This is a genomic window from Afipia broomeae ATCC 49717, from assembly GCF_000314675.2.
Classification (GTDB): domain Bacteria; phylum Pseudomonadota; class Alphaproteobacteria; order Rhizobiales; family Xanthobacteraceae; genus Afipia; species Afipia broomeae.
In genome coordinates this window covers 583160-607064 of the sequence record NZ_KB375284.1, presented here as the reverse complement: position 1 = coordinate 607064, position 23905 = coordinate 583160, and the positions used below count along the sequence as shown (strand labels likewise).

23 protein-coding genes are annotated in these 23905 nt (G+C 62.3%); 8 read left to right on the top strand and 15 right to left on the bottom strand.

Annotated features, from left to right (window positions below; translation table 11 throughout):
* Nucleotides 1-98: 98 nt before the first annotated feature.
* Nucleotides 99-2273 (top strand): primosomal protein N', encoded by a 2175-nt coding sequence (locus tag HMPREF9695_RS22480; RefSeq protein ID WP_006023213.1) that lies wholly within the window; start codon nucleotides 99-101, stop codon nucleotides 2271-2273.
* An 87-nt stretch (nucleotides 2274-2360) separates the two neighbouring features.
* Here the strand turns inward: HMPREF9695_RS22480 and HMPREF9695_RS22475 are convergent, their stop codons facing one another.
* Nucleotides 2361-2813, bottom strand: coding sequence for a septal ring lytic transglycosylase RlpA family protein (locus HMPREF9695_RS22475; RefSeq protein WP_006023212.1), 453 nt, complete (start codon nucleotides 2811-2813; stop codon nucleotides 2361-2363).
* 369 nt (nucleotides 2814-3182) lie between these two features.
* Nucleotides 3183-4256, bottom strand: coding sequence for a methyl-accepting chemotaxis protein (locus HMPREF9695_RS22470; RefSeq protein ID WP_006023211.1), 1074 nt, complete (start codon nucleotides 4254-4256; stop codon nucleotides 3183-3185).
* A gap of 586 nt (nucleotides 4257-4842) precedes the next feature.
* Here HMPREF9695_RS22470 and HMPREF9695_RS22465 point away from each other — a divergent pair.
* From HMPREF9695_RS22465 to HMPREF9695_RS22445, 5 genes are all read left to right on the top strand, one after another.
* Complete coding sequence (locus tag HMPREF9695_RS22465; protein WP_006023210.1) at nucleotides 4843-5403, top strand: F0F1 ATP synthase subunit delta; 561 nt, start codon at nucleotides 4843-4845, stop codon at nucleotides 5401-5403.
* The gene (gene atpA / locus HMPREF9695_RS22460) at nucleotides 5403-6935 is read left to right on the top strand and encodes a F0F1 ATP synthase subunit alpha (protein WP_006023209.1); all 1533 of its coding nucleotides are present in this window, start codon (nucleotides 5403-5405) and stop codon (nucleotides 6933-6935) included. Before HMPREF9695_RS22465 ends, atpA begins: the two co-directional genes overlap by 1 nt.
* An 89-nt stretch (nucleotides 6936-7024) precedes the next feature.
* Complete coding sequence (locus HMPREF9695_RS22455) at nucleotides 7025-7900, top strand: F0F1 ATP synthase subunit gamma (protein WP_006023208.1); 876 nt, start codon at nucleotides 7025-7027, stop codon at nucleotides 7898-7900.
* A gap of 40 nt (nucleotides 7901-7940) precedes the next feature.
* Nucleotides 7941-9371, top strand: a complete 1431-nt coding sequence (gene atpD / locus HMPREF9695_RS22450; protein ID WP_006023207.1) for a F0F1 ATP synthase subunit beta — start codon at nucleotides 7941-7943, stop codon at nucleotides 9369-9371.
* A 5-nt stretch (nucleotides 9372-9376) separates the two neighbouring features.
* On the top strand, nucleotides 9377-9787 hold the full coding sequence (locus HMPREF9695_RS22445) for a F0F1 ATP synthase subunit epsilon (protein WP_006023206.1): 411 nt from the start codon (nucleotides 9377-9379) through the stop codon (nucleotides 9785-9787).
* Nucleotides 9788-9853: 66 nt separating this feature from the next.
* Here the strand turns inward: HMPREF9695_RS22445 and HMPREF9695_RS22440 are convergent, their stop codons facing one another.
* From HMPREF9695_RS22440 to obgE, 10 genes are all read right to left on the bottom strand, one after another.
* Nucleotides 9854-10354 carry an RNA pyrophosphohydrolase gene (locus HMPREF9695_RS22440; RefSeq protein WP_006023205.1) on the bottom strand — a complete coding sequence of 167 codons (501 nt, stop codon included), beginning with the start codon at nucleotides 10352-10354 and terminating at the stop codon, nucleotides 9854-9856.
* A 103-nt stretch (nucleotides 10355-10457) separates the two neighbouring features.
* A complete protein-coding gene (locus HMPREF9695_RS22435; RefSeq protein WP_006023204.1) occupies nucleotides 10458-11651 on the bottom strand; it encodes a divergent polysaccharide deacetylase family protein in 1194 nt (397 codons plus the stop codon).
* 157 nt (nucleotides 11652-11808) lie between these two features.
* The gene (locus HMPREF9695_RS22430) at nucleotides 11809-13152 is read right to left on the bottom strand and encodes a S41 family peptidase (RefSeq protein ID WP_006023203.1); all 1344 of its coding nucleotides are present in this window, start codon (nucleotides 13150-13152) and stop codon (nucleotides 11809-11811) included.
* Nucleotides 13149-14513: a murein hydrolase activator EnvC family protein gene (locus HMPREF9695_RS22425; protein ID WP_041713074.1), complete on the bottom strand. Its 1365-nt coding sequence runs from the start codon at nucleotides 14511-14513 to the stop codon at nucleotides 13149-13151. Before HMPREF9695_RS22425 ends, HMPREF9695_RS22430 begins: the two co-directional genes overlap by 4 nt.
* A gap of 77 nt (nucleotides 14514-14590) precedes the next feature.
* Entirely contained in the window at nucleotides 14591-15073 is a 483-nt protein-coding gene (gene rlmH / locus HMPREF9695_RS22420) for a 23S rRNA (pseudouridine(1915)-N(3))-methyltransferase RlmH (RefSeq protein ID WP_006023201.1), read from the bottom strand.
* A gap of 55 nt (nucleotides 15074-15128) precedes the next feature.
* On the bottom strand, nucleotides 15129-15485 hold the full coding sequence (gene rsfS, locus HMPREF9695_RS22415) for a ribosome silencing factor (RefSeq protein ID WP_024920221.1): 357 nt from the start codon (nucleotides 15483-15485) through the stop codon (nucleotides 15129-15131).
* A 200-nt stretch (nucleotides 15486-15685) separates the two neighbouring features.
* Entirely contained in the window at nucleotides 15686-16306 is a 621-nt protein-coding gene (locus HMPREF9695_RS22410) for a nicotinate-nucleotide adenylyltransferase (RefSeq protein ID WP_275451136.1), read from the bottom strand.
* Nucleotides 16307-16350: 44 nt separating this feature from the next.
* Nucleotides 16351-17643, bottom strand: coding sequence for a glutamate-5-semialdehyde dehydrogenase (locus tag HMPREF9695_RS22405; protein ID WP_006023197.1), 1293 nt, complete (start codon nucleotides 17641-17643; stop codon nucleotides 16351-16353).
* Nucleotides 17644-17803: 160 nt separating this feature from the next.
* Nucleotides 17804-18949, bottom strand: coding sequence for a glutamate 5-kinase (gene proB / locus HMPREF9695_RS22400; RefSeq protein WP_006023196.1), 1146 nt, complete (start codon nucleotides 18947-18949; stop codon nucleotides 17804-17806).
* Nucleotides 18950-18997: 48 nt separating this feature from the next.
* Nucleotides 18998-20074, bottom strand: a complete 1077-nt coding sequence (gene obgE / locus HMPREF9695_RS22395) for a GTPase ObgE (RefSeq protein ID WP_006023195.1) — start codon at nucleotides 20072-20074, stop codon at nucleotides 18998-19000.
* A 223-nt stretch (nucleotides 20075-20297) separates the two neighbouring features.
* Between obgE and HMPREF9695_RS22390 the strand changes: the two genes are divergently transcribed.
* Nucleotides 20298-21212, top strand: coding sequence for a DMT family transporter (locus HMPREF9695_RS22390; RefSeq protein WP_006023194.1), 915 nt, complete (start codon nucleotides 20298-20300; stop codon nucleotides 21210-21212).
* Nucleotides 21209-22135 (top strand): DMT family transporter, encoded by a 927-nt coding sequence (locus HMPREF9695_RS22385; protein ID WP_006023193.1) that lies wholly within the window; start codon nucleotides 21209-21211, stop codon nucleotides 22133-22135. Before HMPREF9695_RS22390 ends, HMPREF9695_RS22385 begins: the two co-directional genes overlap by 4 nt.
* Nucleotides 22136-22180: 45 nt before the next feature.
* On the opposite strand, the gene HMPREF9695_RS22380 is transcribed toward HMPREF9695_RS22385, so the two are convergent.
* From HMPREF9695_RS22380 to rplU, 3 genes are all read right to left on the bottom strand, one after another.
* Nucleotides 22181-22768: a GNAT family N-acetyltransferase gene (locus HMPREF9695_RS22380; protein ID WP_006023192.1), complete on the bottom strand. Its 588-nt coding sequence runs from the start codon at nucleotides 22766-22768 to the stop codon at nucleotides 22181-22183.
* Nucleotides 22769-22902: 134 nt separating this feature from the next.
* Nucleotides 22903-23172, bottom strand: a complete 270-nt coding sequence (gene rpmA, locus HMPREF9695_RS22375) for a 50S ribosomal protein L27 (protein ID WP_006023191.1) — start codon at nucleotides 23170-23172, stop codon at nucleotides 22903-22905.
* Nucleotides 23173-23228: 56 nt separating this feature from the next.
* Entirely contained in the window at nucleotides 23229-23720 is a 492-nt protein-coding gene (gene rplU, locus HMPREF9695_RS22370) for a 50S ribosomal protein L21 (RefSeq protein ID WP_006023190.1), read from the bottom strand.
* Nucleotides 23721-23905 lie beyond the last annotated feature (185 nt).

Genomic DNA, 23905 nt, shown 5'->3' with positions numbered 1-23905 from the left:
TGTCTCGCGATACCCATGTCTGAGATACCTGCGCTTGACAGGAATCGGTTTATCGCACCCTTTTCCTTATTCACCCCTTAATCCGGACCCCTTTGGCCATGGCAAGACGAGTTGTCGACGTCCTCGTCCCCGTGGCCCTGAACCAGACCTATTCCTATCGCGTTCCCGACGGCGTCGAGCTGAATCCCGGCGACGTGGTCAGTGTTCCGCTGGGGGCGCGCGATGTCACGGCGGTGGTCTGGGCGGACAATCCGAACCCCGATCCCCGGCTGCACAATCGCCTGAAGGAGACCGGCGAAAAGCTCGACGTGCCGCCGCTCAAGCCCGAGCTGCGCAGCTTTGTCGACTGGGTCGCCAACTACACGCTGTCCGCGCGCGGCATGGTGCTGCGGATGACGCTGCGCATGGGCGAGCATCTCGGGCCCGAGCGCGTGCGCATGGGCGTGCGGCTGGTCGGCGCGCCACCGCAACGTATGACGGTCGCGCGGCGCCGTCTGATCGACGTGCTGTCGGACGGATTGCTGCATTCGAAATCCGATGCGGTCAGAGAAGCCGGCGTAAGCGCCGGCGTGATCGACGGCCTTGTCGACGAAGGAACGCTGGTTATCGAGCCGCTGCCGCGCGATCTGGCGCCGCCATCTCCGGACCCCTCGTTCGCTGAGCCGGATTTTTCGCCGGAGCAACGCATCGCGGCGGACGCGATGAAAGACCTCGTGTCGAAGGACGAGTTTCAGGTCGCGTTGCTTGACGGCGTGACGGGTTCGGGCAAGACCGAAGTCTATTTCGAGGCGGTCGCCGAAAATATCAGGCGTGGCCGGCAGACGATGATCCTGATGCCGGAGATCGCACTGACCGGCCAATTCCTCGATCGGTTCAGCGCGCGCTTCGGGGTGCGGCCGATCGAATGGCATTCGGAACTGACGCCGCGCACCCGCGCGCGCAACTGGGCTGCGGTCGCGGCGGGCGATGCGCCGGTGGTGGTGGGTGCGCGGTCCGCGCTGTTTCTGCCTTACGCCGATCTCGGGCTCATTATCGTCGACGAAGAGCACGACCAGGCCTACAAACAGGACGAAGGCGCTCACTATCACGCACGCGACATGGCGGTGGTGCGTGGCTCCATCGCGAAGATTCCGGTCGTGCTGTGTTCGGCGACGCCCTCGGTTGAGTCCGAAGTCAACGCACGCAAGGGCCGCTATCGCCGCGTTGCGTTGCCATCGCGGTTCGGTGGTCAGCACATGCCGCAGATCGAGGCCATCGATCTTAAACGCGAGGGGCCTGCGCGCGGGCGGTTCATTTCACCGCGTTTGGCAGAAGAAGTAAAAATCGCAATCGAGCGTAGGGAACAGGCGCTGCTGTTCCTGAACCGCCGCGGCTATGCACCGCTGACGTTGTGCCGCGCCTGCGGACATCGCTTCGCCTGCACCATCTGCGATGCCTGGCTGGTGGATCACCGGTTTCGCCAACGACTGGTCTGCCATCACTGCGGCTTCTCGATGCCGCGGCCGCATCAGTGCCCGCACTGCGGCGCCGAGGAATCCCTCGCCGCCATCGGTCCCGGCGTCGAGCGTTTGCAGGAGGAAGCTGCGAATCTTTTTCCGGACGCGCGCACCATGGTGCTGTCGAGCGATCTCATCATAGACATCGAGACCATGCGCTCGGAACTGAACGAGATCGCGGAAGGGCGTGTCGATATCATTATCGGCACGCAACTGGTGGCGAAGGGACATAACTTCCCGCGTCTCAATCTCGTTGGCGTCGTCGATGCGGATCTGGGTCTTGGCAACGGCGATCCGCGCGCCGCCGAGCGCACGTTTCAACTGCTCAATCAGGTGATCGGCCGCGCCGGGCGCGAGCAGGGCCGGGGTGTTGGGTATTTGCAGACCCATCAGCCGGAACATCCGGTGATGAAGGCGCTGGTCGCTTCGGATCGCGAGGCATTTTATGCCAGCGAGATCGACGCGCGCGAGCGTGCGCTGTATCCGCCGTTCGGGCGATTGGCGTCGCTGATCATTTCAGCAGGTGATCGTCCGACTGCGGAAGGTTTCGCGCGCAAACTTGCATCAGCTGCGCCGCTTGACGAGCGCGTCCAGGTGCTTGGCCCCGCCGAAGCCCCGCTCGCCGTCATCAAGGGCCGTTACCGGTTTCGGATTCTGGTGAAGTCGGTGCGCAGCATCGACCTCTCCGCCTATATGCGGGAATGGCTGGCGGCAGGTCCGAAGACGAAGGGCAATCTGAAGCTCGAGATCGACATCGATCCGCAGAGCTTCTTGTAACCCCCATGAAAAAGGCCGGCGCAACTGGCGCCGGCCTTTTCAACTCAAAGTCACGCTACTCAACGCAACACGTACTCAACGCAACGCTTACTGAACTTCTGCGACCACGTGTCCGACACCGCGACCGGTGAGACCGACGGCCTGAGCCGCGCCCTTCGACAGATCGAGCACCCGGCCCTTGATGAACGGGCCGCGGTCATTGACCGTGACAACCACACTGCGGCCGCCATGGGTGACCTTGAGCTTGGTCCCGAACGGCAAGGTGCGATGGGCGGCGGTCATGGCGTTCTGGTTGAAGCGCTGGCCCGAGGCAGTCTTGCTGCCGGACTCGTTGCCGTAATAGGAGGCCTTGCCGGAAAAGCTGCGGCCGGAACTGATTGAGGCGTTGGCGTCGCGCCAAGACTTTTCATGAGAAGATTTGCGATGGCCGGCTTCGCTGGCTGAGGCTGTGAGCGCCAGCATGCCGACGGCGATCAAAGCGATGGAGGCATTCCGATTTTTCACGGGTTGCCCCGGCACGCGCTTGATAGCGTCGATCATATAGTTGTCCCTCGTTCTGGTATATCCATCCGACGTCTGGCTAAATCGAGCCAGCGTTTACGTGGCCGGATGGATCATCCCATAATGAGGCATAAGCGCGGCGAGAGATTTTGTTCCTTAAATCCTTGCGTATTCGTCTGATACGTAGAAATAGCCTTCTTCATTATTCCATTACTGAAGATATAGAAGCGTATAAGTAACATATACTTTTCAATACTGTAGAGTTCACAAAATTGTAGGCTAGCTGAAGTAAACGCAAAATTGCCCAAATGGTTTCCCGCATGCACATTTTGCAATGCTGCATGCGTAAAACGGGCGGCTTGTTAATTTTGGAGCTTCATCGCCGGTGAGCGGGCTTTCCGGGCGAATTCAGTCAGGCCGGCGCACAATCACGCCGTGCCAGCCGAGGCCGCGATAGGTCTCGTAGCCGGGGGTGGCGTGGAACGCGACGGTCGTGCCATCGGACCGGGTGTAAAACCCGTGCGACTGGTTCCCGGTCTCGATCTGAAAATGCTGGTCCAGGGTGCTTGTCCCCTCCGAGGACGCGATGACCCTGCGATGTGCGTCCACCAGCAGCACGGCGGTCCTGGTCTTCTCTTCCGGTTCGATGCGGACGCCGCGGACAATGGTCTCAGCCTGAGGCGCCCAGTCGAAGTGAATCGCCAGAACGCCGAGGGGAGCGCCATGGCTTTCGCCTCCGGTCCGCACGGATGCCGCATAGGTCGCGACCTGCGCGCCTTTCAGGCCGGGGGCGACGCTGATGTCGCCGACAGCATACTCGTCACCGGACGTCAGCCGAGAGGCCTGCACGAACCATGGCTCCTGCGAGACATCGAGCCCCGCGACCGAATAGCGATCCGGCCGTCCATTCGCGAGCACCTTGCCGTGCAGATCGCAGAGCCAGAGATCAAGATAAACGGTATAGGCATTGAGGATCACGCCGAGCCGCTTGGACGCATAGGCGGCCGATTGCGGCGTCACGTTCGCCGCGCAATCGACGACGGCGCTGTCGGTGGCCCACCACCGCACATCGCAGGTTCGCTCATAAAGATTGCGATCGATAATCTCGATGGCATTCAGCGCAAGATCGACCATGCGCGTTCCCATCGCTGCATTGGCCATGGACTGGGTGTGAGCGCTCAATGAATCGATCTGCGCCGTAAGCTCTTTTTGCAATTGCTCGGAAATCAGCCCGACATTGGCGGCGATTTCGCGCACCTCGGCTGCGACCACGGAGAATCCGCGGCCATGAGTGCCGGCGCGGGCACTTTCGATCATCGCATTCAATGCGAGCATGCGAAGCGAACCGGTGACGCGCTGGATGCCGCTGATCTTGTCGGCCGCGCTGGTTCGCAGGTCGTTGGTCAGTTCAATGAGTTCGGAAATGGAAACGGGGTTTTCGCCGGCGCGCGGGCCGGCTGATATTGTTTTTGGAAGCGGCATTGCTCACCACGTATTGCTTCACGAGCCGAAGCCGTGACGGGCCGGCGCCATTGCCGGTCCGAATCGCTGTTGTGCGATGCGCAATGATGACGGATCGTCATATAAGTACAATCGCGCATTCAATAAATTATTCATTTATTCCAAATGGTTAGCCGCGGTTTGTGCTGCTTTTCTATGCTTCCGGACTCAAAATTGGGCAACCGGCGGCAATCCCGGATGCACGGGGTTCGGGCGCAATGAGAGCGTCAATATCTGAGGACGAGGCACAGACGTTGCGGCGGCCGGGTGGAGCGCTGTGTAGCAAGCACAAACGCTCAGGAATTCTGTCCGCGCGCAGCAACGAGTGTGACGCGAGGCGTGCGACAAACCGGCACCACCAAAAATGCGTTCGCAATCGCCGTCATGTTGCACCTGCGCGCGCCCTATGTTAGCAAAACCGCGATTTTGGGCTGCTGGGTAGATCGCTCCGGCCAGAAATCGAAGTCCCGCTTGAATTCCAAGGACTTGGATCGCTTGGTGTCGTGCCTGACGCCGTTCTCCAGCGATGGTCGTTTCCTTGGTCATTCGATAGCTAGAAGAGATTTTTGTGGCAGCTGAAGATCCCTCAGTATCTGGCGTGTCCGGCCGTTATGCGACGGCCTTGTTTGAACTGGCGCGCGACCAGAAGTCGGTCGATGCCGTGAAGGCTGACCTCGACAAGTTCTCCGCCCTGCTTGCCGACAGCCCCGATCTTCTGCGGCTTGTGCGCAGCCCGGTGTTTACCGCCGATGCGCAGGCCAAAGCGCTTGGCGCCGTGCTGGACAAGGCCGGCATCAGCGGCGTCGCCGCGAATTTCCTGAAAGTCCTGACTGCCAATCGCCGGCTGTTCGCCGTGGCCGATGTCATCAGGGCTTTCCGCGCGCTGGTCGCCAAATTCAAGGGCGAGGCCACCGCGGAAGTCACCGTCGCCGAGCCGCTCAGCGATACCAATCTCGACGCTCTCAAGGCCGCACTGAAATCAGTGTCGGGCAAGGACGTCGATCTCAACGTGAAGATCGATCCGTCAATCATCGGCGGGCTTGTCGTTAAGCTCGGCAGCCGCATGGTCGATAGCTCGCTTCGCACCAAACTCAATTCGATCAAGCACGCGATGAAAGAGGCAGGCTGATGGACATCCGCGCCGCGGAAATTTCCGCAATCCTCAAGGACCAGATCAAGAATTTCGGCCAGGAAGCCGAAGTCTCTGAAGTCGGTCAGGTTCTCTCGGTCGGCGACGGCATTGCCCGCGTCTATGGTCTGGACAACGTCCAGGCCGGTGAAATGGTTGAGTTCGAGAACGGCACGCGCGGCATGGCGCTGAACCTTGAAAGCGACAACGTCGGTATCGTTATTTTCGGCGCCGACCGCGAGATCAAGGAAGGCCAGACCGTCAAGCGCACCCGCGCCATCGTCGATGCGCCGGTCGGCAAGGGGCTTCTCGGCCGCGTCGTCGACGCGCTCGGCAACCCGATCGACGGCAAGGGCCCGATCCAGGCGACGGAGCGCAAGCGCGTTGACGTCAAGGCGCCCGGCATCATTCCACGCAAGTCGGTGCACGAGCCGATGGCCACCGGCCTCAAGGCGATCGACGCCCTGATCCCCGTCGGCCGCGGCCAGCGCGAGCTGATCATCGGCGACCGTCAGACCGGCAAGACCGCGATCGCGCTCGACACCATTCTCAACCAGAAGCCGCTCAACGTTGCCGGCGCTTCGGAAGGCCAGAAGCTGTATTGCGTGTACGTCGCGATCGGCCAGAAGCGCTCCACCGTCGCACAGTTCGTGAAGGTGCTCGAAGAGCAGGGCGCGCTGGAATATTCCATCGTCGTCGCAGCGACCGCGTCGGACCCCGCGCCGATGCAGTACCTCGCGCCGTTCACCGGCTGCACCATGGGCGAGTACTTCCGCGACAACGGCATGCACGCCGTTATCATCTATGACGACTTGTCCAAGCAGGCCGTCGCCTACCGCCAGATGTCGCTGCTGCTGCGCCGTCCGCCGGGCCGCGAAGCTTATCCGGGCGACGTGTTCTACCTGCACTCCCGCCTGCTCGAGCGCGCTGCGAAGCTCAACGACGACCACGGCAACGGCTCGCTGACCGCGCTGCCGGTCATCGAGACCCAGGCCAACGACGTGTCGGCCTACATTCCGACCAACGTGATTTCGATCACCGATGGCCAGATCTTCCTTGAAACCGATCTGTTCTTCCAGGGCATCCGTCCCGCGGTGAACGTCGGTCTGTCGGTGTCGCGCGTCGGATCGTCGGCCCAGACCAAGGCGATGAAGAAGGTCGCCGGCAAGATCAAGGGCGAGCTCGCGCAGTACCGCGAAATGGCGGCCTTCGCGCAGTTCGGCTCCGACCTCGACGCGTCGACCCAGCGCCTGCTGGCGCGCGGTTCGCGCCTGACCGAACTTCTGAAGCAGCCGCAGTTCTCGCCGCTGAAGATGGAAGAGCAGGTCGTGGTGATCTACGCCGGCGTCAACGGTTACCTCGACGCTATTCCGGTCGCCAAGGTGCGTGAGTTCGAAGAAGGCCTGCTGTCGCTGCTGCGCGGCAAGCACGTCGATCTTCTCAACGCGATTCGCGACTCGAAGGACCTGTCCGACGATAGCGCCGGCAAGCTCAAGGCCGCGGTCGAAGGCTTCGCCAAGACGTTCGCTTAAGAAATCATCGCCGCGCCGATCCTTATCGTGCGCGGCGAATTCGGGGTTGCGATCCGGCGTTCGGCTGGATCGTCAGGGTGAGATAAAGAATGGCGTCTCTCAAGGACATGCGTGTCCGCATCGCCTCCACCAAGGCGACGCAGAAGATCACCAAGGCCATGCAGATGGTTGCGGCGTCGAAATTGCGCCGTGCCCAGACCGCGGCCGAAGCGGCGCGTCCCTATGCCGAGCGCATGGACGCCGTGATCAGCAATATCGCGGGCGCAGCTTCCGGCTCGGGCTCTGCACCGGCGCTGCTGACCGGCACCGGCAACGACAAGGTCCACCTGCTGCTGGTCTGCACCGGCGAGCGTGGTCTCTCCGGCGCGTTCAACTCGTCCATCGTGCGCCTGGCGCGTGAACGGGCGCTGTCGCTGATGAACCAGGGCAAGGACGTCAAGTTCTTCTGCGTCGGCCGCAAGGGCTATGAGCAGCTCCGCCGTCAGTTCGACAAGCAGATCGTCGAGCATGTCGAGCTGCGCTCGGTGAAGGTGCTCGGCTTCAAGAATGCCGAGGACATCGCCAAGCAGGTGATCGCGATGTTCGAGGCGGGCGACTTCGATGTCTGCACGCTGTTCTATTCGCGCTTCAAGTCGGTGATCGCTCAGGTTCCGACCGCGCAGCAGATCATTCCGCTGGTGCTCGAGGAAAAGGAAACCTCCGGCGCGGCCGCGATCTACGACTACGAGCCTGCCGAAGACGAAATTCTTTCGAGCCTGCTGCCGCGCAATCTCGCGGTGCAGATTTTCCGCGCGCTGCTCGAAAACAACGCGTCGTTCTACGGCGCGCAGATGAGCGCGATGGACAACGCGACCCGCAACGCCGGCGACATGATCCGCAAGCAGACGCTGATCTATAACCGCACCCGCCAGGCGATGATTACCAAGGAACTGATCGAAATCATCTCCGGCGCCGAAGCCATCTGAGCCGACCGCCGCCCAGACCGAGTTTTAAGGAGACTATCCCATGGCATCACCCGCCAATCAGACCGGACGCATTTCGCAGGTTATCGGCGCCGTCGTCGACGTGAAGTTCGACGGCTATCTGCCGGCCATTCTCAACGCCATCGAAACCACCAACCAGGGCAACCGTCTGGTGCTCGAGGTCGCACAGCATCTCGGTGAATCCACCGTGCGCGCGATCGCGATGGACACCACCGAAGGTCTGGTCCGTGGCCAGGAAGTGAAAGACACCGGCGCGCCGATCAAGGTACCGGTGGGTGCCGGCACGCTGGGCCGCATCATGAACGTCGTCGGCGAGCCGGTCGACGAGCAGGGCCCGATCAAGGCCGAAGGCGACCGCGCCATCCATCAGGAAGCGCCGCTCTACACCGACCAGTCGACTGAAGCCGAAATTCTCGTCACCGGCATCAAGGTCGTCGATCTGCTGGCGCCTTACGCCAAGGGCGGCAAGATCGGCCTGTTCGGCGGCGCCGGCGTCGGCAAGACCGTGCTGATTCAGGAGCTGATCAACAACGTCGCGAAGGCGCACGGCGGTTACTCGGTGTTCGCAGGCGTCGGCGAGCGTACCCGTGAAGGCAACGACCTCTATCACGAGTTCATCGAATCGGGCGTCAACAAGAAGGGCGGCGGCGAAGGCTCGAAGTGCGCCCTCGTGTACGGCCAGATGAACGAGCCTCCGGGCGCGCGCGCCCGCGTCGGCCTCACCGGCCTGACCGTCGCAGAACACTTCCGCGATCAGGGCCAGGACGTGCTGTTCTTCGTCGACAACATCTTCCGCTTCACCCAGGCAGGCTCGGAAGTGTCCGCTCTGCTCGGCCGTATTCCTTCGGCGGTGGGTTATCAGCCGACGCTCGCCACCGACATGGGCGCGCTGCAGGAGCGCATCACCACCACCAACAAGGGTTCGATCACCTCGGTGCAGGCCATTTACGTTCCGGCCGACGACTTGACCGACCCTGCGCCGGCAACCTCGTTCGCCCACTTGGACGCAACGACCGTGTTGAACCGTGCGATCTCTGAAAAGGGTATTTATCCGGCGGTGGACCCGCTCGACTCGACCTCGCGCATGCTCTCGCCGCTGATCGTCGGCGAAGATCACTACCAGACCGCGCGTCTCGTCCAGCAGGTGCTGCAGCGCTACAAGTCGCTGCAGGACATCATCGCGATTCTGGGCATGGATGAACTGTCGGAAGAGGACAAGCTGACCGTGGCTCGCGCCCGCAAGGTCGAGCGCTTCCTGTCGCAGCCGTTCCACGTCGCTGAAATCTTCACCGGCTCGCCGGGCAAGTTCGTCGATCTCGCCGATACCATCAAGGGCTTCAAGGATCTCTGCAACGGCAAGTACGATCACCTGCCGGAAGCTGCGTTCTACATGGTCGGCACCATCGAAGAAGCCGTTGAGAAGGGCAAGAAGCTCGCAGCGGAAGCGGCGTAATCACGATGGCGACCTTCCACTTCAATCTCGTATCGCCTGAACGAATCGCCTTCTCGGGCGAAGTCGAGCAGGTCGATATTCCCGGCGTCGAGGGCGATATCGGCGTGATGGCCGGGCATTCGCCGCTGGTCACGACGATCCGTCCTGGCGTCATGACGATTACCGCTGGCGGCAAGCACGAGAAGGTCATCGTGCTCGGCGGCCTTGCGGAAATCTCCGACAAGGGCCTCACGGTTCTTGCGGACACCGCGACGGCGGTGGCTGAGCTGGACCTGGCGGCTTTCGCCGACAGCATCGCTCAGATGGAAGAGGATCTGAAGGAGAAGGAAGGCACGGTCCTCGATCAGGCGATCGAGCGGCTCGACCACTTCAAGACCATTCAGCGGCAGGTCGTCAATTCAACCGCGATGCATTGAACGTCTGGTTGATCGGAAACGTAAAAAGCCCTGCAACGCAGGGCTTTTTTTGATTCGGGCGACAGATTATTTTCCCGCGAATTTCGTGAATTCCTGAACCACGCGCTCATAAACCGGGCGCTTGAACGGCACGATCAGCTCTGGAAGATTCTTCATCGGCTCCCAGCGCCAGTCGATGAACTCCGCCTTGTGACCGGCGGGTGATGCGACATTGATCTCGCTGTCCTTGCCGGTGAAACGCATCGCGTACCACTTCTGCTTCTGGCCGCGGAAGCGGCCCTTCCAGGCCCGTCCGGCCACCGTGCGCGGGATGTCGTAGGTGAGCCATTCGGAAACTTCGCCAAGCTTTTCGACCGATTGGGCGTTGGTCTCTTCGTAGAGCTCGCGCTTGGCGGCGGCCCAGGTATCTTCACCACTGTCGACGCCGCCTTGCGGCATCTGCCAGACATGAGTCTGGTCGACATGTTCCGGGCCGCTGATGCGGCGGCCGATGAATACAAGTCCTTCTGGGTTGATCAGGGTAATCCCTACGCAGGTCCGGTAGGGCAGATCGTCGTAACGCGCCATACTGCTAAAGCCTTTGATCCCCGACCGGTATCAGCACCAATCGCGCCTTGTTCTCTTGTTTGCGTGACCATGCCGGGCGATCAGTTCCGATCACGGCGGCCACTTAGCTTGATTTTGGTTTCAGCATGGCCGTTGTCAACGGCACCAGCGCGATCCCGCGGCCCTCCAGTTGTTTGGCCCAGGTTCCGATGCGCTCGATTGAAATCGGCAGCGCCGATGCGACCCCCACGGCTGTTCCGCGCTCTTTCGCCAGTGTTTCCAGCCGCGCCAGTGCCCGGTCAATCTCCGCCGGCGTCGGCACGGTGTCGATGCCGACATCGGCTTTCGCGAAGGGCATCGACTGGCCTTCCGCGATCACGCCAGCGACGCTGCGCGGCGCGCTGCCGTCGTCGAGCCAGGCGAGGCCGCGCTTTGCGGCTTCCTTGACGATCGGCTGCATCGCCGTATCGGTTGCGACAAAACGCGATCCCATGAAATTGGCGATGCCGACGTAGCCCTGAAACCGGCTCATATGCCAGGCGAGGCGGTCAACGTTCTGCTCGGCGGACAATGTCGTCAGCAGCGTCTGCGGGCCGGGATCGTTATCCGGATAGTCGAACGGCTCCATCGGAACCTGCAACAGAACCTCGTGCTTCTGTGCGCGGGCGCGTTCCACCAGCTTGCCGGGGTCTGAGCCGTAGGGTGTGAAAGCGAGCGTCACGGCACCGGGAAGCTTGGTGATGGCATCGGCGGTTTTCGCGGCGCCGACGCCAAGGCCGGAGATAACGATTGCGACCACGGGCTTCTTCGCGGCGACGGCGCGCTCGGCGTCGCCGCCTGCCGCATAGGCGCGGAAGGATTTCAGCCCATCGGCGGCGACCGGGATCATGCCGTAGCGCGAGCTTTCCAGCAGCTTCGGATTGACGCCCGCGATCATGGCCGGCGGCGCATCTGCCGCCGCTGCGGTCTCCGTGCCGCCCCCCACAATCACGCTTTGCCGGGCGCCGCTGGAGCCGTCGATGATGGTCACGGTCTGCTGTCCTGCGGCAGGTTCCTTAGCGGCTTCCTTGGGTGCTGTGGGGTTAGCGCTGGCCGGTTTCGCGGCGGTCTCTGCGGGAAGCTTGGCGGGATCGTAGGACACCTTCGCCAGCGGCTCGCCGCCCATCGGATTCTGGTTGAAAATTGCGAAGCCGAGAAAGACCACGAGAAACAGCCCGAACAGCCCCGCAATCGCCTGCGGTGCCGTGAACGGAAGCCGGTATCGCCGCTTGCGCGGCCGGTCCTGTCCGAGCGGGGCGCTCAGATCGTCGGTGGTCACTGCCCTCAACCCTCGCGAATCAATCGCCGAATCCTATCACGGCCCCGGTACGGCGGGCCGCAAAGGCTTGGGTTCCGCAGCGATCAGACGGCGGACAGCCAGCAAAAAGGGCGGCCCGGAAGGCCGCCCTGATCGAATTGAGATGTTCGCCTGCGCTTTAGTTCGCGGCCTTGTTGGTGGCCTTGTCGATCGGAGCAGGAGCCGAGGTGGTCTGCTTGATGCCGTGCAGGAGGTCCGCAGCCATCTTCAGCGCCTTGTCGTCCTTCGCATCCGGCGGCACGTAGGATTGCGATCCGGTCTCTTCCTGACCTTCGGCCTTGAGATGGCCGCGCAGCGAGGCTTCGCCCTTGGTGTCGGTCTTCGACTTCAGATCCTCCGGCACATCCTGCAGGACTTCGATATCCGGGATGATGCCCTTGGCCTGAATCGACTTGCCCGACGGCGTGAAGTAACGCGCAGTGGTCAGCCGCAGCGCGCCGTTACCGGAGCCGAGCGGAATGATGGTCTGCACCGATCCCTTGCCGAACGAGCGGGTGCCGAGCAGGGTCGCGCGCTTGTGGTCCTGCAGCGCACCGGCAACGATTTCCGACGCCGATGCTGAGCCGCCGTTGATCAGCACGATCACAGGCTTGCCCTTGGCGAGATCGCCGGGCTTGGCGGTGCGGCGCTGGGTTTCCTCGGCGTTGCGGCCCCGGGTCGAGACGATTTCGCCGCGATCGAGGAATGCGTCGGACACCGACACGGCTTCTTCAAGCAGGCCGCCCGGATTGTTGCGCAGGTCGAGAATGTAGCCCTTGAGCTTGTCCGAACCGATCTGCGTGGTCAGGTTCGCCATCTCGCGCTTCAGGCCTTCGGTGGTCTGCTCGTTGAAGGTAGTGATGCGAATATAGGCGATATCGTCGCTCTCGACGCGCGCGCGCACCGAACGCACGCGAATGTTGTCGCGCGTCAGCGTGATATCAAGCGGCTTGTCCTGGCCCTTGCGAATGATCTTGAGCTTGATCTTGGTGTTGACCGGACCGCGCATCTTCTCGACGGCCTGGTTCAGGGTCAGGCCCTGCACCGCTTCATCGTCGAGTTGAGAAATGATGTCGTTGGCCATGATGCCGGCCTTGGAGGCCGGCGTCTCGTCGATCGGCGACACAACCTTGATCAGGCCATCTTCCATCGTAACTTCGATGCCGAGGCCGCCGAATTCGCCGCGCGTCTGTACCTGCATGTCGCGGAAGCTCTTCGCGTCCATGTAGCTAGAGTGCGGATCAAGGCCGGTGAGCATGCCGCTGATCGCGGTCTCGACCAGCTTGCTGTCGTCCGGCTTCTCGACATAGTCGCTGCGGACGCGCTCGAATACATCGCCGAACAGATTGAGCTGACGGTAGGTGTCTGACGACGCGGCACGCGCCGTCGATCCCACCAGAGCCGAGCGCGGCTGGGTGAGAAGGAGTGTTGCCGCTGCGCCTGCTGCGACGCTGAGGAGAACCAGGGAAGTCTTGCGCATCATCCGCGAACCTTTTGGCCTTCACTTGCGGCCCACCATGGACCAGAATCGATTGGAGCGCCGTCTTTACGGAACTCGATGTAGAGCACAGGCTGGCTGGACGCAGCCGCCAGAATTGACGCGACCTGAGACGTGGTCCCCATCGTCGCGACCGGTTCTCCAGTTAGAACAAACTGCCCGATCGTGACCGAAATACGTTCCATACCGGCGATAAGCACATGATACCCGCCGCCCGCATTGAGGATCAAGAGTTGTCCGTAGCTCCGGAACGGGCCGGAGTAAACAACCCAGCCATCACAAGGTGTTGTCACCTGCGCGCCGGGCCGGGTGGCGATGGAAATGCCCTTTTCCTGGCCTCCGGTGCCGTCAGAACCGCCAAAATTGCGGATCCGGGTGCCGTTAACCGGAATTCGCAATAAGCCCTTTGCGGAACCGAAAGCTATGGCCGGGCTCAGCCGCCCCGGGTCCTTCAAGGCCCCGAGATCGGGCTTGCCGTTGAGAGAGGCCGGCGTGCCTTTCAATTCGGCCGTCGCGGCGGCCTTTGCGGCCGCTTTGACATCCTGCTCCATCTTGGCGATCAGGTCCTGAAGGTTTTCGGTTTGCCTGGACAGCGCGATCGCGCGCTGCCGCTCAGCTTCCATATCCTTTTCGGCCTCTGTCTGTGTCTTTTGCCGTTCCTGCACCAGTGCCGCGAGCCGTGTGCGATCGTCATTCAGCTTGTCACGATCGCTGGCGAGCCGGTCGCGCTCTTCCGAAATATTTTTGCGCAAGCTGACCAGTTCGCCCAGATCGCTGGCAAGCTTGGCCGCGCGCGCGCGCATCTCCGGGACCACAGCGCCGAGCAACATCGCGGTGCGCAGCGACTGCAGCGCGTCTTCGGGTCTTACAAATAGCGCCGGCGGTGCGCGGCGTCCGGCGCGCTGGAGGGCGGCGAGCACCTCGGAAATTTCATCGCGGCGCGATTCGAGTGAGGCGCGAATCTGAAGCTCGCGCGCATCGAGCGGGCGCAGCCGGCCTTCGGTGTCGGCCATCTTGCCTTCAACGTCGCGCACCTGCGAGGCAATGCCGATCAGTTGCTGGTTGAGTTTGGAGCGGTCCTGACCGATGGCGGCAATGTCGGCCTTGAGCTTCTTCTCAAGTTCGGCGGCTTTCCTCTGCTGCTCGCGCGCAGCTTCCAGCTCCTGGGTACGCTGCTTGATTGCTTCAGGATCGGGCGCGGCAACCTGTTTGGTTGTGCCCTGCGCGAAGGCCGGCGCGATGCCTGCGATATGCAAAGTGGACGCCACCAGCGACAACGGCAAAACCGCTCCGCACGTCAGCCGGCGCAGTGTTGGCGAGCTTGCATAACCTGTCGCGTCAGTCACGTGCGGTTGGGTCTTTCATGCGCGTATTTCGCAAAAGTCGGCACCGGTTTTGCGAACAGAATACACGCGAGGTTATACTATGGGCGATGATATGGGTGGCCGGATAAAATCGTCGCGGCCCGGTAAATCTGTTCCAGCAGCATGACGCGCACCATCTGGTGCGGCCAGGTCGCCTTGCCAAACGCAACGCTCAGTTTCACCTTGCGCCGCAATTCGGGCGAAAGTCCGTCCGCCCCGCCGATTAAAAAAACAGCGGTTGGAACCGATTCGTCGCGCCAGCGGCCAAGATGGCGCGCGAATGTTGCGCTGTCGATGGTTTCGCCGCGTTCGTCGAGCGCAATGATGGACGATTTGTCAGGAATCAGTGCCGAGATCGCCGCCGCCTCATCCGCCATGCGAGCGGCGGCGTCACGCGCGCGGCTTTCCGGAATTTCATGGATCTCAAGGCTGCGAAATCCGAGCTTGCGGCCGATGTCGTCGAACCGCTCGCGGTAACGTTCGGCGAGCTCCCGTTCCGGGCCTTGCTTCAGGCGGCCAATGGCAATGACGACGATGCGCATGGCGCGCAAACTAACATGCGCGCAAGCACATGAACACGCACAGGCTCACCGCTTATCAGCGGGCCCTTGCCGCCGGTTTGTCCGAGGTCCACATCTTTTCGAGATTGTAGAACTCGCGGACTTCCGGCCTGAACACATGAACGATCACGTCGCCGGAATCGATCAGCACCCAGTCGCAGTTGGGCAATCCCTCGATATGAGGGGCTGCGATTCCGCTTTCCTTGAGGCCTTTCGCGACATTCTCCGCGATCGCGCCGACATGGCGGTTGGCCCGCCCGGAGGTCACGATCATGTAGTCGGTGATGGAGGATTTGCCGCGGAGGTCGATGGTGATCGTTTCTTCCGCCTTCATGTCGTCAAGGCGGGAGAGGATCAGGCTCAGCGTCTCGTCGGCGTCAGGTCGCGCCTTCAAGACGGGGGCAGGCGTCGCTTCAGCAAGAGGCTTCGACAAGGCTGCCTTGGACAATACAGATGTGGTCAGGGACCATTCCTTTCACTGTATCGCGAGCGCCGAATCCCGGCGCCCACCTTCATCATACGCATGTGGGGTTAATGGTTTCAATCTTCCAGATATCGAGCCGATAATTTGCGCTTTGCTGTTGCCGGAAAACGTCATTGCGAACTGGCGTCCTTCCAGCTTCCGTCCGGGTTCCGCAGCCGGGTCGAGGACAGGCTGGATTTCAGGCCGGTGAGGAATGTCCAGGCCGGCGCCCGTCGGCTCGCCAGTGTTCCCGCGCTTCGCTCGTCGATGCGATACGGCATCAGCGTCTGTGCGGCAGTGGATGAAAGGGCGCGGAAGCTGTCAGGCGGGCGGTCGACCACGGCGATTGGAACCATGCTGGCAATGTGCTGCCAGTTTTCCCAGCGGTTGAACTGCGCGAGATTGTCAGCGCCCATGATCCATACAAAGCGTACACCGGAGCAGCGGCGCCGCAGATACGAAATCGTGTCAGCAGTGTAGCGGGTGCCGATGACGGTTTCGAGACAACTGACGGCGATGCGCGGATGGTTCGCGACCTTCTGCGCGGCGATCATGCGTTCGCGCAGCGCGTGCAGCGAGCCGTTGTTCTTGAGCGGATTGCCGGGCGACACCAGCCACCAGATGCGGTCGAGCCGCAGCCGTTTCATCGCGAACAGGCTGATGGCGCGATGCGCCTCGTGCGGCGGATTAAACGATCCGCCGAGCAGGCCGATCCGCATGCCGTCGGCATGAGGCGGAAGGGCGCGGGGCAAAGAGATTGCAGCGTTCTCGGGCACGTCGCTCACGGGCGCGCAAGTCACGGACGTGTCTGTCCCGTGCCGTGAACGCGATACTTGAAGCTGGTCAGTTGCTCGGCGCCGACCGGGCCGCGTGCGTGGAATTTGCCGGTGGCGATTCCGATCTCCGCGCCGAATCCAAACTCGCCGCCGTCGGCGAACTGCGTCGAGGCATTATGCAGCACGATGGCGGAATCGACCTCGTTGAGGAATTTCTCGGCGGCCTTCGCGTCTTCGGTGACAATGGCGTCGGTGTGATGCGAGCCGTAGCGCTCGATATGTGCGATGGCGTCGTCGAGGCCGTTCACGAGTTTCGCCGAAATGATGGCGTCTTCGTATTCGGTGGCCCAGTCTTCGTCGGACACAGGTTTCACGCGTGCATCGGCGCGCTGAATGTCTGCGTCGCCGCGCACCTCGCAACCGGCGTCGAGCAGCATCGTCACCAGCGGCTTGAGCTGCGTGTTCGCAGCGGCCTTGTCGATCAACAGTGTTTCGGCTGCGCCGCAGACACCGGGACGGCGCATCTTGGCATTGAGCACAACGGTCTTCGCCATGTCGGGCGATGCCGCCTTGTCGACATAGACGTGATTGACGCCTTCGAGATGGGCGAATACGGGCACGCGTGCTTCGTCCTGCACGCGGGCGACGAGATTCTTGCCGCCGCGCGGCACGATCACATCAATCGCGCCATTGAGGCCGCCGAGCATCAGGCCGACTGCCGCACGGTCGCGGGTCGGCACCAGCGAAATTGATTGTTCGGGAAGTTCGGCCTTGCGCAGGCCCTCCACGAGGCATTGATGGATTGCACGGCACGACCGGAAACTGTCCGAGCCGCCGCGCAGAATGACGGCGTTGCCGGACTTGAGGCACAACGCGCCGGCATCGGCCGCGACATTGGGGCGGCTCTCGAAGATCACGCCGACGACCCCGAGCGGCACGCGCACGCGTTCGATGGTCATCCCGTTGGGCCGTGTCCAGCTTTCGGTGACAATGCCGACGGGATCGGGAATCGCCCGCACCACATCGATGCCGTCGGCCATCGCCTTGATGCGCGCCTCATTGAGCGCGAGACGATCCACGAACGCGCTGCTCATTCCACCGGCTTTCGCCTCGGCGACGTCTTCAGCGTTGGCGGCCAGAATCTCTTTGGCATTGGCGCGAATGGCTGCGGCCATGGCAGCCAGCGCAGCGTCCTTCTGCTCGCCTGGGGCAAGCGCCAGCGTGCGCGCGGCGCGGGAGGCACCGGCGCCGAGATCGGCCATCAGCGCGGTCAGGTCAGGTGCGCCATCAAGAGCTTTGAGCGGAGCGGACATGGTGGTCTATGTGGGGTTGAATGCGGGTTAAGGCTATGCCCTAGCACAGAAATTCGGACCCGGCGAGCCGCCGGGAACATGGCTGCCCGGCGGGATAGGCCAATGGCCGAGGGACAGCACGCTAGGCCATTGGCCGTGCTGGGGCTTTACCCGAGCGTCGTTACTTGGCGCTGTCGGTGCCGCGCGGGCCGCCGACCACGAGGTCGTCGCGATGGATCATTTCCGCACGCCCGCTGATGCCGAGGATTTGTGCTGCGTCCGAGGACGAGCGGCCCTTGATCCTGTCTGCATCCTCAGCGTCGTAGGCGATCAGGCCGCGGCCGATCTCATGGGTATCGGGGCCGCGCACCACCACGGCGTCGCCGCGTGCGAACTGCCCTTCGACCCGGATCACGCCGGCCGGCAGCAGGCTCTTGCCGGCGCGGAGTGCCGCGACGGCCCCAGCGTCGATGGTGAGCGTTCCCTTTGGCTCGAGCGAACCGGCGATCCAGCGCTTGCGCGCGGTGACGGGATTGGCCGGGGTGAGAAACCACGTGCATGGCCCGCCGTCGGCGATGGCCTGCAACGGATGCTCGATCTTGCCCGATGCGATCAGCATGTGCGTGCCGGCGGAGGTTGCGATCTTCGCGGCCTCGATCTTGGTGCGCATGCCGCCGCGTGACAGTTCGGACTCGGCCGCGCCGGCCATCGCCTCGATATCGGCAGTGACGGATTCGACGACAGGAATCAGTTTCGCGTTCGGATTAGCTGACGGCGGCGCAGTGTAGAGACCGTCGATGTCCGATAGCAGGATGAGAAGATCTGCGCTGGTCATGGTGGCGACGCGTGCGGCGAGACGGTCGTTGTCGCCATAACGGATTTCGTTGGTGGCGACGGTGTCGTTCTCGTTGATCACAGGCACCGCGCGCCACTCGAGAAGTTTCGAGATGGTCGAGCGCGCATTGAGATAACGCCGCCGCTCCTCGGTGTCCTGCAACGTGACCAGAATCTGTCCGGCGCCAATCCCGTAATGGCCGAGCACGCCGGACCAGATGCGGGCGAGTTCGATCTGGCCGACGGCCGCGGCGGCCTGGCTTTCCTCAAGCTTGAGCAGGCCGCTCGGCAGCTTCAGGCGGCTCCGCCCGAGCGCGATCGACCCCGACGAGACGACCAGCACATCCTTGCCGGCCTGATGCAGCTTGGAGATGTCGGCGGCGAGCGCGGCCAGCCATGACGCGCGGACTTCGCCGGCGCTGGAATCGATCAGCAGCGACGATCCGACCTTGACGACGATGCGGCGAAAATTCTTGAGTTCGGGATTCGACATCGGAAAATCAGCGTGTGATGGGCTTAAGTTGAATTGCGAATGAGAGCGTCAGCGGCCGAGCGGTGTCCAGCCTGACGGCTGCTCCGGCTCCGGGTCCGCCGGGCTCTCAGTCGCCTTCTTCGCTTTCGCCGATACCGGCGCTTCGCCGATCACGGACAACAGCGCGCGCAATGCTTCCGGCACGCCTTCGCGCGACACGCTCGAGAGCAGCAGCGGCGTCTTCTTAGCCGCCCGCTTCAGCCGCGCCTTCTGGTCCTTGAGATGCTCAGGCGTGACCGCATCAATCTTGCTCAGCGCAACGATCTCGATCTTGTCGGCGAGATTCGCGTCATACGCTTCCAGTTCTGTGCGCACGGTCTTGTACTCTTTGCCCGCATGCTCCGATGTCGCATCCACCAGATGCAGCAGCACACGGCAGCGCTCGACGTGACCGAGGAATCTGTCGCCGAGGCCCGCACCTTCATGCGCGCCCTCGATCAGTCCCGGAATGTCGGCCAGCACGAATTCGCGCCCGTCGATGCCGACGACGCCCAGCTGCGGATGCAGGGTGGTGAACGGATAGTCTGCGATCTTCGGCTTCGCCGCGCTGACGACGGAGAGAAATGTGGATTTACCGGCGTTGGGCAATCCGACCAGACCAGCGTCCGCGATCAATTTCAGCCGCAGCCAGATCCAGCGCTCCTCGCCCGGCAGGCCGGGATTGGCATTGCGCGGCGCACGGTTCGTCGAGGTCTTGAAATGCGCGTTGCCGAAACCGCCATTGCCGCCCTTCGCCAGTACAAACGTCTCGCCGACCTCGGTGAAGTCATGGATCAGCGTCTCGCGGTCCTCGTCGAAGATCTGTGTGCCGAGCGGAACCTTCATCACGATGTTCTTGCCGTTGGCGCCATGGCGGTCCGAGCCCATGCCGTTCACGCCCTTCGGCGCCTTGAAGTGCTGCTGGTAACGATAGTCGATCAGCGTATTGAGGCCGTCGGCGACCTCGACGATGACGTCGCCGCCGCGTCCGCCGTTGCCACCCGATGGGCCGCCGAACTCGATGAACTTCTCGCGACGAAATGCCACGCAGCCGTTTCCGCCGTCGCCGGAGCGGATGTAGACCTTGGCTTCGTCGAGAAATTTCATCGTTTTTCCATTGCGCCGCAATCGGCAAAAGGCCCGGTTTGCCGCGTCCAATCGCGTCCCGGGCATATGCGGCAATGTATGCGCCATGGGTGCGCGAGCGGCAACCGATTCATGCGTAATATCGCACCAAAGGCTGCATTTGCGGCGGTTGCGGTAAACGTCCCGGCCTCCTAAACAACCCGTCCAGCCGCATTTTGGTCCCAATCACGCCCTGCGACGCAGCATGTTCGCAAAAATCTCGGCAGACGCCGGCAACCGCTCGGCCGCGCTCGCGGGCATCGCGCTGATGCTGCTGGCGGTCTGGATGTTTTCGTTCGGCGACGCCATCGGCAAGTTCATTGTCGCGACCTATTCGGTCGGCCAGCTTTTGCTGCTGCGTGCGCTAGCGAGTCTCGCGCTGCTGTCGCCGGTGATCTGGCGCCACCGCAACGCCTTCCGGACCATTCAGAGGCCCGGACTGCAAGTCATCCGGGTGGCGCTTTCGACGCTGGAGGTTGCGGCGTTTTTCGCCGCGTCGGTCTATCTGCCGCTTGCGGATGTCATCACCTACTATCTTGCGGCGCCGATCTTTGTGACCGCTGCCTCCGCGATCTTCCTCGGCGAGAAGGTCGGGTGGCGGCGCTGGAGCGCCATCGTCGTTGGCTTCATTGGCGTCGTCATCGCGCTGCGTCCGTCCACGCAGGCGTTTAGCTGGCCGGCGATGATTGCGCTGGCGGGCAGTTCATCCTTCGCAGCGCTCATGATCATCACGCGTTCGCTGCGCGGCACGCCCGATGTCGTGCTGACAACGGCGCAGTTCTGCGGAACGCTTCTGTTCGGCGTGATCGTGGCGCCGTTCGGCTGGATCACGCCGACCCTGCCGGATCTTGGGCTTTTTGCGCTGGCGGGCTGCATTTCCATTGTGGCCGCGCTCGGCGTCAACCGCTCGCTCAAGCTCGCTCCCGCAAGCGTGGTCGTCCCCTACCAGTACACGATGATCATTTGGGCCGTGATCTTCGGCTACGTCGTGTTCGGCGATGTGCCCTCCATCGCGATGCTGGTGGGCGCGGCGGTCATCATCCTGGCCGGGCTCTATATTTTCCTGCGCGAACGCGACCTCGTTCGCGAGGAGCCGGTCGTGGTGCCTCCGCCCGGATGAGCTTTTCATTGCAAAGCCTGCGAGGGGCCGCGCCGCGATCATCCACGCTGGCGGGCATTTTGTTCATGCTCGCGGCCATCACGATATTCTCGCTGGTGAATGTCTTCAGCAAGGTGATGGTTGCGACCTATCCGCCGGCGCAGCTCTTCTTCATACGCGGATTTGCCGCCATCGCGACGCTGATGCCATTTCTCGCGCGCGACAATTTCGCGGCCGTACGCCACGTGCCGCGGCCCGGCTTGCAGGTGCTGCGCATGGCGATGTCCGTCGCCGACGGCATGCTGTTCTTCACGGCGATCAAGTATATCCCGCTGGCGGATGCCACAACCTGCTATCTGGCAGCGCCGATTTTCGTCACGGCATTCTCCGCGATTTTTCTGCGCGAGCAGGTCGGCTGGCGGCGCTGGACCGCCGTTGTCGTGGGATTTGTGGGGGTCATCATCGCGCTGCGCCCCACTGGCGCAGCCATTTCGTGGCCGGCCTTGATCGCGCTGGCCGGCTGTCTGTGCCAGTCGGTATTTATGATCGTCACGCGTTACGTGCGCGGTACGTCGAGCTTCTTTCTCGCCATGACCCAGGTTGTGGGCTCGTTTGTCTTTGGCGGAATCGTATCGGCGTTCATCTTCCTTCCGCCGACATGGCTGATCGTTGTCCTGCTACTGATCAGTGGCACGGTGAATGTTGTTGCCGTGCTCTGCCTCAATCGGTCGCTGATCCTGGCGCCGGCCAGTGTCGTGGCGCCGTTTCAGTACACGATGATCGTATGGGCGGTTGTGCTTGGATTTCTGGTGTTCGGTGACGTGCCGTCGCTGAACACCATAATAGGGGCGACCGTCGTGGCCTGTGCGGGAATCTATATCTTCCTGCGTGAGCGCGCGGTCATGCATCGCGAGCCTGAGCCCAATCCGCCCACGGCGGTTTAGTGCATGATCCTCCCGGCGCTCCGGAGAGGATCATGCCTTGTCGGCTCACCGCCGCGTTGAGTTGTGCCAGTTCTTGATCGACGACCACACGGCGCGCTCGAGCTTGAAGCGATCGACCGGTGTCGAAGATCCGAGCGCCAGGAAGCGGTGCAGTTCGACGCCGGTCCACTGGAAGCCGCACTTCTCCAGCACGTGACGCGAGGCCGGGTTCAGCACGCGCGCGCCAGCCAGCAGTTCGTCGATGGCAAATTCCTCGAAGGCGTAATCGATCACGGCGCGCGCGGCTTCCGTGGCAAAGCCCTTGCCCCAGTGATCGACGCCAAAACAGTAACCCAGTTCCGGCGCGTTCTCGTCTTCCCAACTCACGCCGACAAGCCCGATCGCGGTACGCTCGCGCTCGACAAGGAAAACGGTATCGACAGTGCCTGCGACGGTGTTCACGAAGCTGATGGCATCGTCCAGCGAGTAGGGATGCGGCACGCGGCGCAAATTAACGGCCACACGCTTGTCACCGACGACATGCGCAATGGCTTTTACGTCCGCGAGCGTCGGCTGACGCAACACCAGCCGATCGGTCTCGAGGACGACGGCTCTTGATTCCAGCAAGATGGGCGTTGGCTTTTCCAGCAACATGACAAGGCTCCTTCATGTGCCCGTCCCCAACAGGCGCAAACGAAAAGGGGAGGCCGGTTTACCCGTCTCCCCTTTCGAGCCTTCTGGCGCTCTGCCGGTTCAACGAGACCCGGCAGACGCGATGTGTCTACCGTTTATTCAGCCGCTTCCGCCATCGGAATAACCGAGACGAAAGTGCGGCCGTTGGCTTTGGCGCGGAATTCGACCTTGCCTTCGATCTTGGCGAAAAGGGTATGGTCCGTGCCCATGCCCACGTTAAGGCCGGGATGCCAGGTCGTGCCGCGCTGACGGGCAATGATGTTGCCCGGAATCACGTGCTCGCCACCGAACGCCTTGACGCCAAGGCGCTTGCCAGCTGAGTCGCGTCCGTTGCGCGAAGAACCGCCTGCTTTTTTGTGAGCCATCGCTCCGTCTCCAAACTTGTGTCTAGTGTATAGACCGATTCCTTGACGGAATCATTTCACTCTTTGTCGCTCTTTGCCTTCGGTGCTGCCTTCTTGGCGGGGGCCTTTGCGGCAGCTTTCGGAGCTGCCTTTTTGGCCGGAGCCTTCTTCGCAGCCTTGGCGGGAGCATCACCCTCGGCGGATGGTGCTTCGACCTTCTTTTCCTTCTTCGGGCGCGGGCCGACGCTTGGGGCCTTGCCGTCGGTCAGAATCTCGGTGACGCGGATCACCGTGATTTCATCGCGATAGCCGCGCTTGCGCTTCGAATTCTTGCGGCGGCGCTTCTTGAAGGAAATCACCTTCGGGCCGCGCTTGTGGTCGAGCACTTCGGCCGCCACGGATGCGCCGCTAACGAACGGAGCTCCGAGAACCGGCGTATCGCCGCCCACCACCATTACTTCGCCAAGTTGCACGATCGTTCCGACATCGCCGGCGATCTTGCCAATCTCGAGCACATCATCCGGAACGACACGGAACTGCCGGCCGCCGGTTTTGATGACTGCGAACATCGTTTTTTTCCTTCGTGTTCGATTCCGATGCTCGGATGAAATCCGGCCCGGCTTCTTATTCAGTCGCTATGGGTTCACCGCGATCATCATGTGATCATCGCGAAATCTCTGCGCGATCGGGGCTGCTCTCGTATCGGAGCGGTCCGGCCGGTCGCACAAAAACAAACGGCGCGAGAAATCCCGCG

Excerpts from the sequence above, each read along its gene's own strand:
- HMPREF9695_RS22385 (WP_006023193.1), top strand. The coding sequence starts at position 21,209 with ATGAGCTTTTCATTGCAAAGCCTGCGAGGGGCCGCGCCGCGATCATCC.
- rlmH (WP_006023201.1), bottom strand. The coding sequence starts at position 15,073 with ATGCGCATCGTCGTCATTGCCATTGGCCGCCTGAAGCAAGGCCCGGAA.
- HMPREF9695_RS22445 (WP_006023206.1), top strand. The coding sequence starts at position 9,377 with ATGGCGACCTTCCACTTCAATCTCGTATCGCCTGAACGAATCGCCTTC.
- HMPREF9695_RS22470 (WP_006023211.1), bottom strand. The coding sequence starts at position 4,256 with ATGCCGCTTCCAAAAACAATATCAGCCGGCCCGCGCGCCGGCGAAAAC.
- rplU (WP_006023190.1), bottom strand. The coding sequence starts at position 23,720 with ATGTTCGCAGTCATCAAAACCGGCGGCCGGCAGTTCCGTGTCGTTCCG.
- obgE (WP_006023195.1), bottom strand. The coding sequence starts at position 20,074 with ATGAAATTTCTCGACGAAGCCAAGGTCTACATCCGCTCCGGCGACGGC.
- HMPREF9695_RS22440 (WP_006023205.1), bottom strand. The coding sequence starts at position 10,354 with ATGGCGCGTTACGACGATCTGCCCTACCGGACCTGCGTAGGGATTACC.
- HMPREF9695_RS22455 (WP_006023208.1), top strand. The coding sequence starts at position 7,025 with ATGGCGTCTCTCAAGGACATGCGTGTCCGCATCGCCTCCACCAAGGCG.
- atpD (WP_006023207.1), top strand. The coding sequence starts at position 7,941 with ATGGCATCACCCGCCAATCAGACCGGACGCATTTCGCAGGTTATCGGC.
- atpA (WP_006023209.1), top strand. The coding sequence starts at position 5,403 with ATGGACATCCGCGCCGCGGAAATTTCCGCAATCCTCAAGGACCAGATC.
- proB (WP_006023196.1), bottom strand. The coding sequence starts at position 18,949 with ATGTCGAATCCCGAACTCAAGAATTTTCGCCGCATCGTCGTCAAGGTC.
- rpmA (WP_006023191.1), bottom strand. The coding sequence starts at position 23,172 with ATGGCTCACAAAAAAGCAGGCGGTTCTTCGCGCAACGGACGCGACTCA.
- HMPREF9695_RS22480 (WP_006023213.1), top strand. The coding sequence starts at position 99 with ATGGCAAGACGAGTTGTCGACGTCCTCGTCCCCGTGGCCCTGAACCAG.
- HMPREF9695_RS22430 (WP_006023203.1), bottom strand. The coding sequence starts at position 13,152 with ATGATGCGCAAGACTTCCCTGGTTCTCCTCAGCGTCGCAGCAGGCGCA.
- HMPREF9695_RS22405 (WP_006023197.1), bottom strand. The coding sequence starts at position 17,643 with ATGTCCGCTCCGCTCAAAGCTCTTGATGGCGCACCTGACCTGACCGCG.
- HMPREF9695_RS22390 (WP_006023194.1), top strand. The coding sequence starts at position 20,298 with ATGTTCGCAAAAATCTCGGCAGACGCCGGCAACCGCTCGGCCGCGCTC.
- HMPREF9695_RS22380 (WP_006023192.1), bottom strand. The coding sequence starts at position 22,768 with ATGTTGCTGGAAAAGCCAACGCCCATCTTGCTGGAATCAAGAGCCGTC.
- HMPREF9695_RS22475 (WP_006023212.1), bottom strand. The coding sequence starts at position 2,813 with ATGATCGACGCTATCAAGCGCGTGCCGGGGCAACCCGTGAAAAATCGG.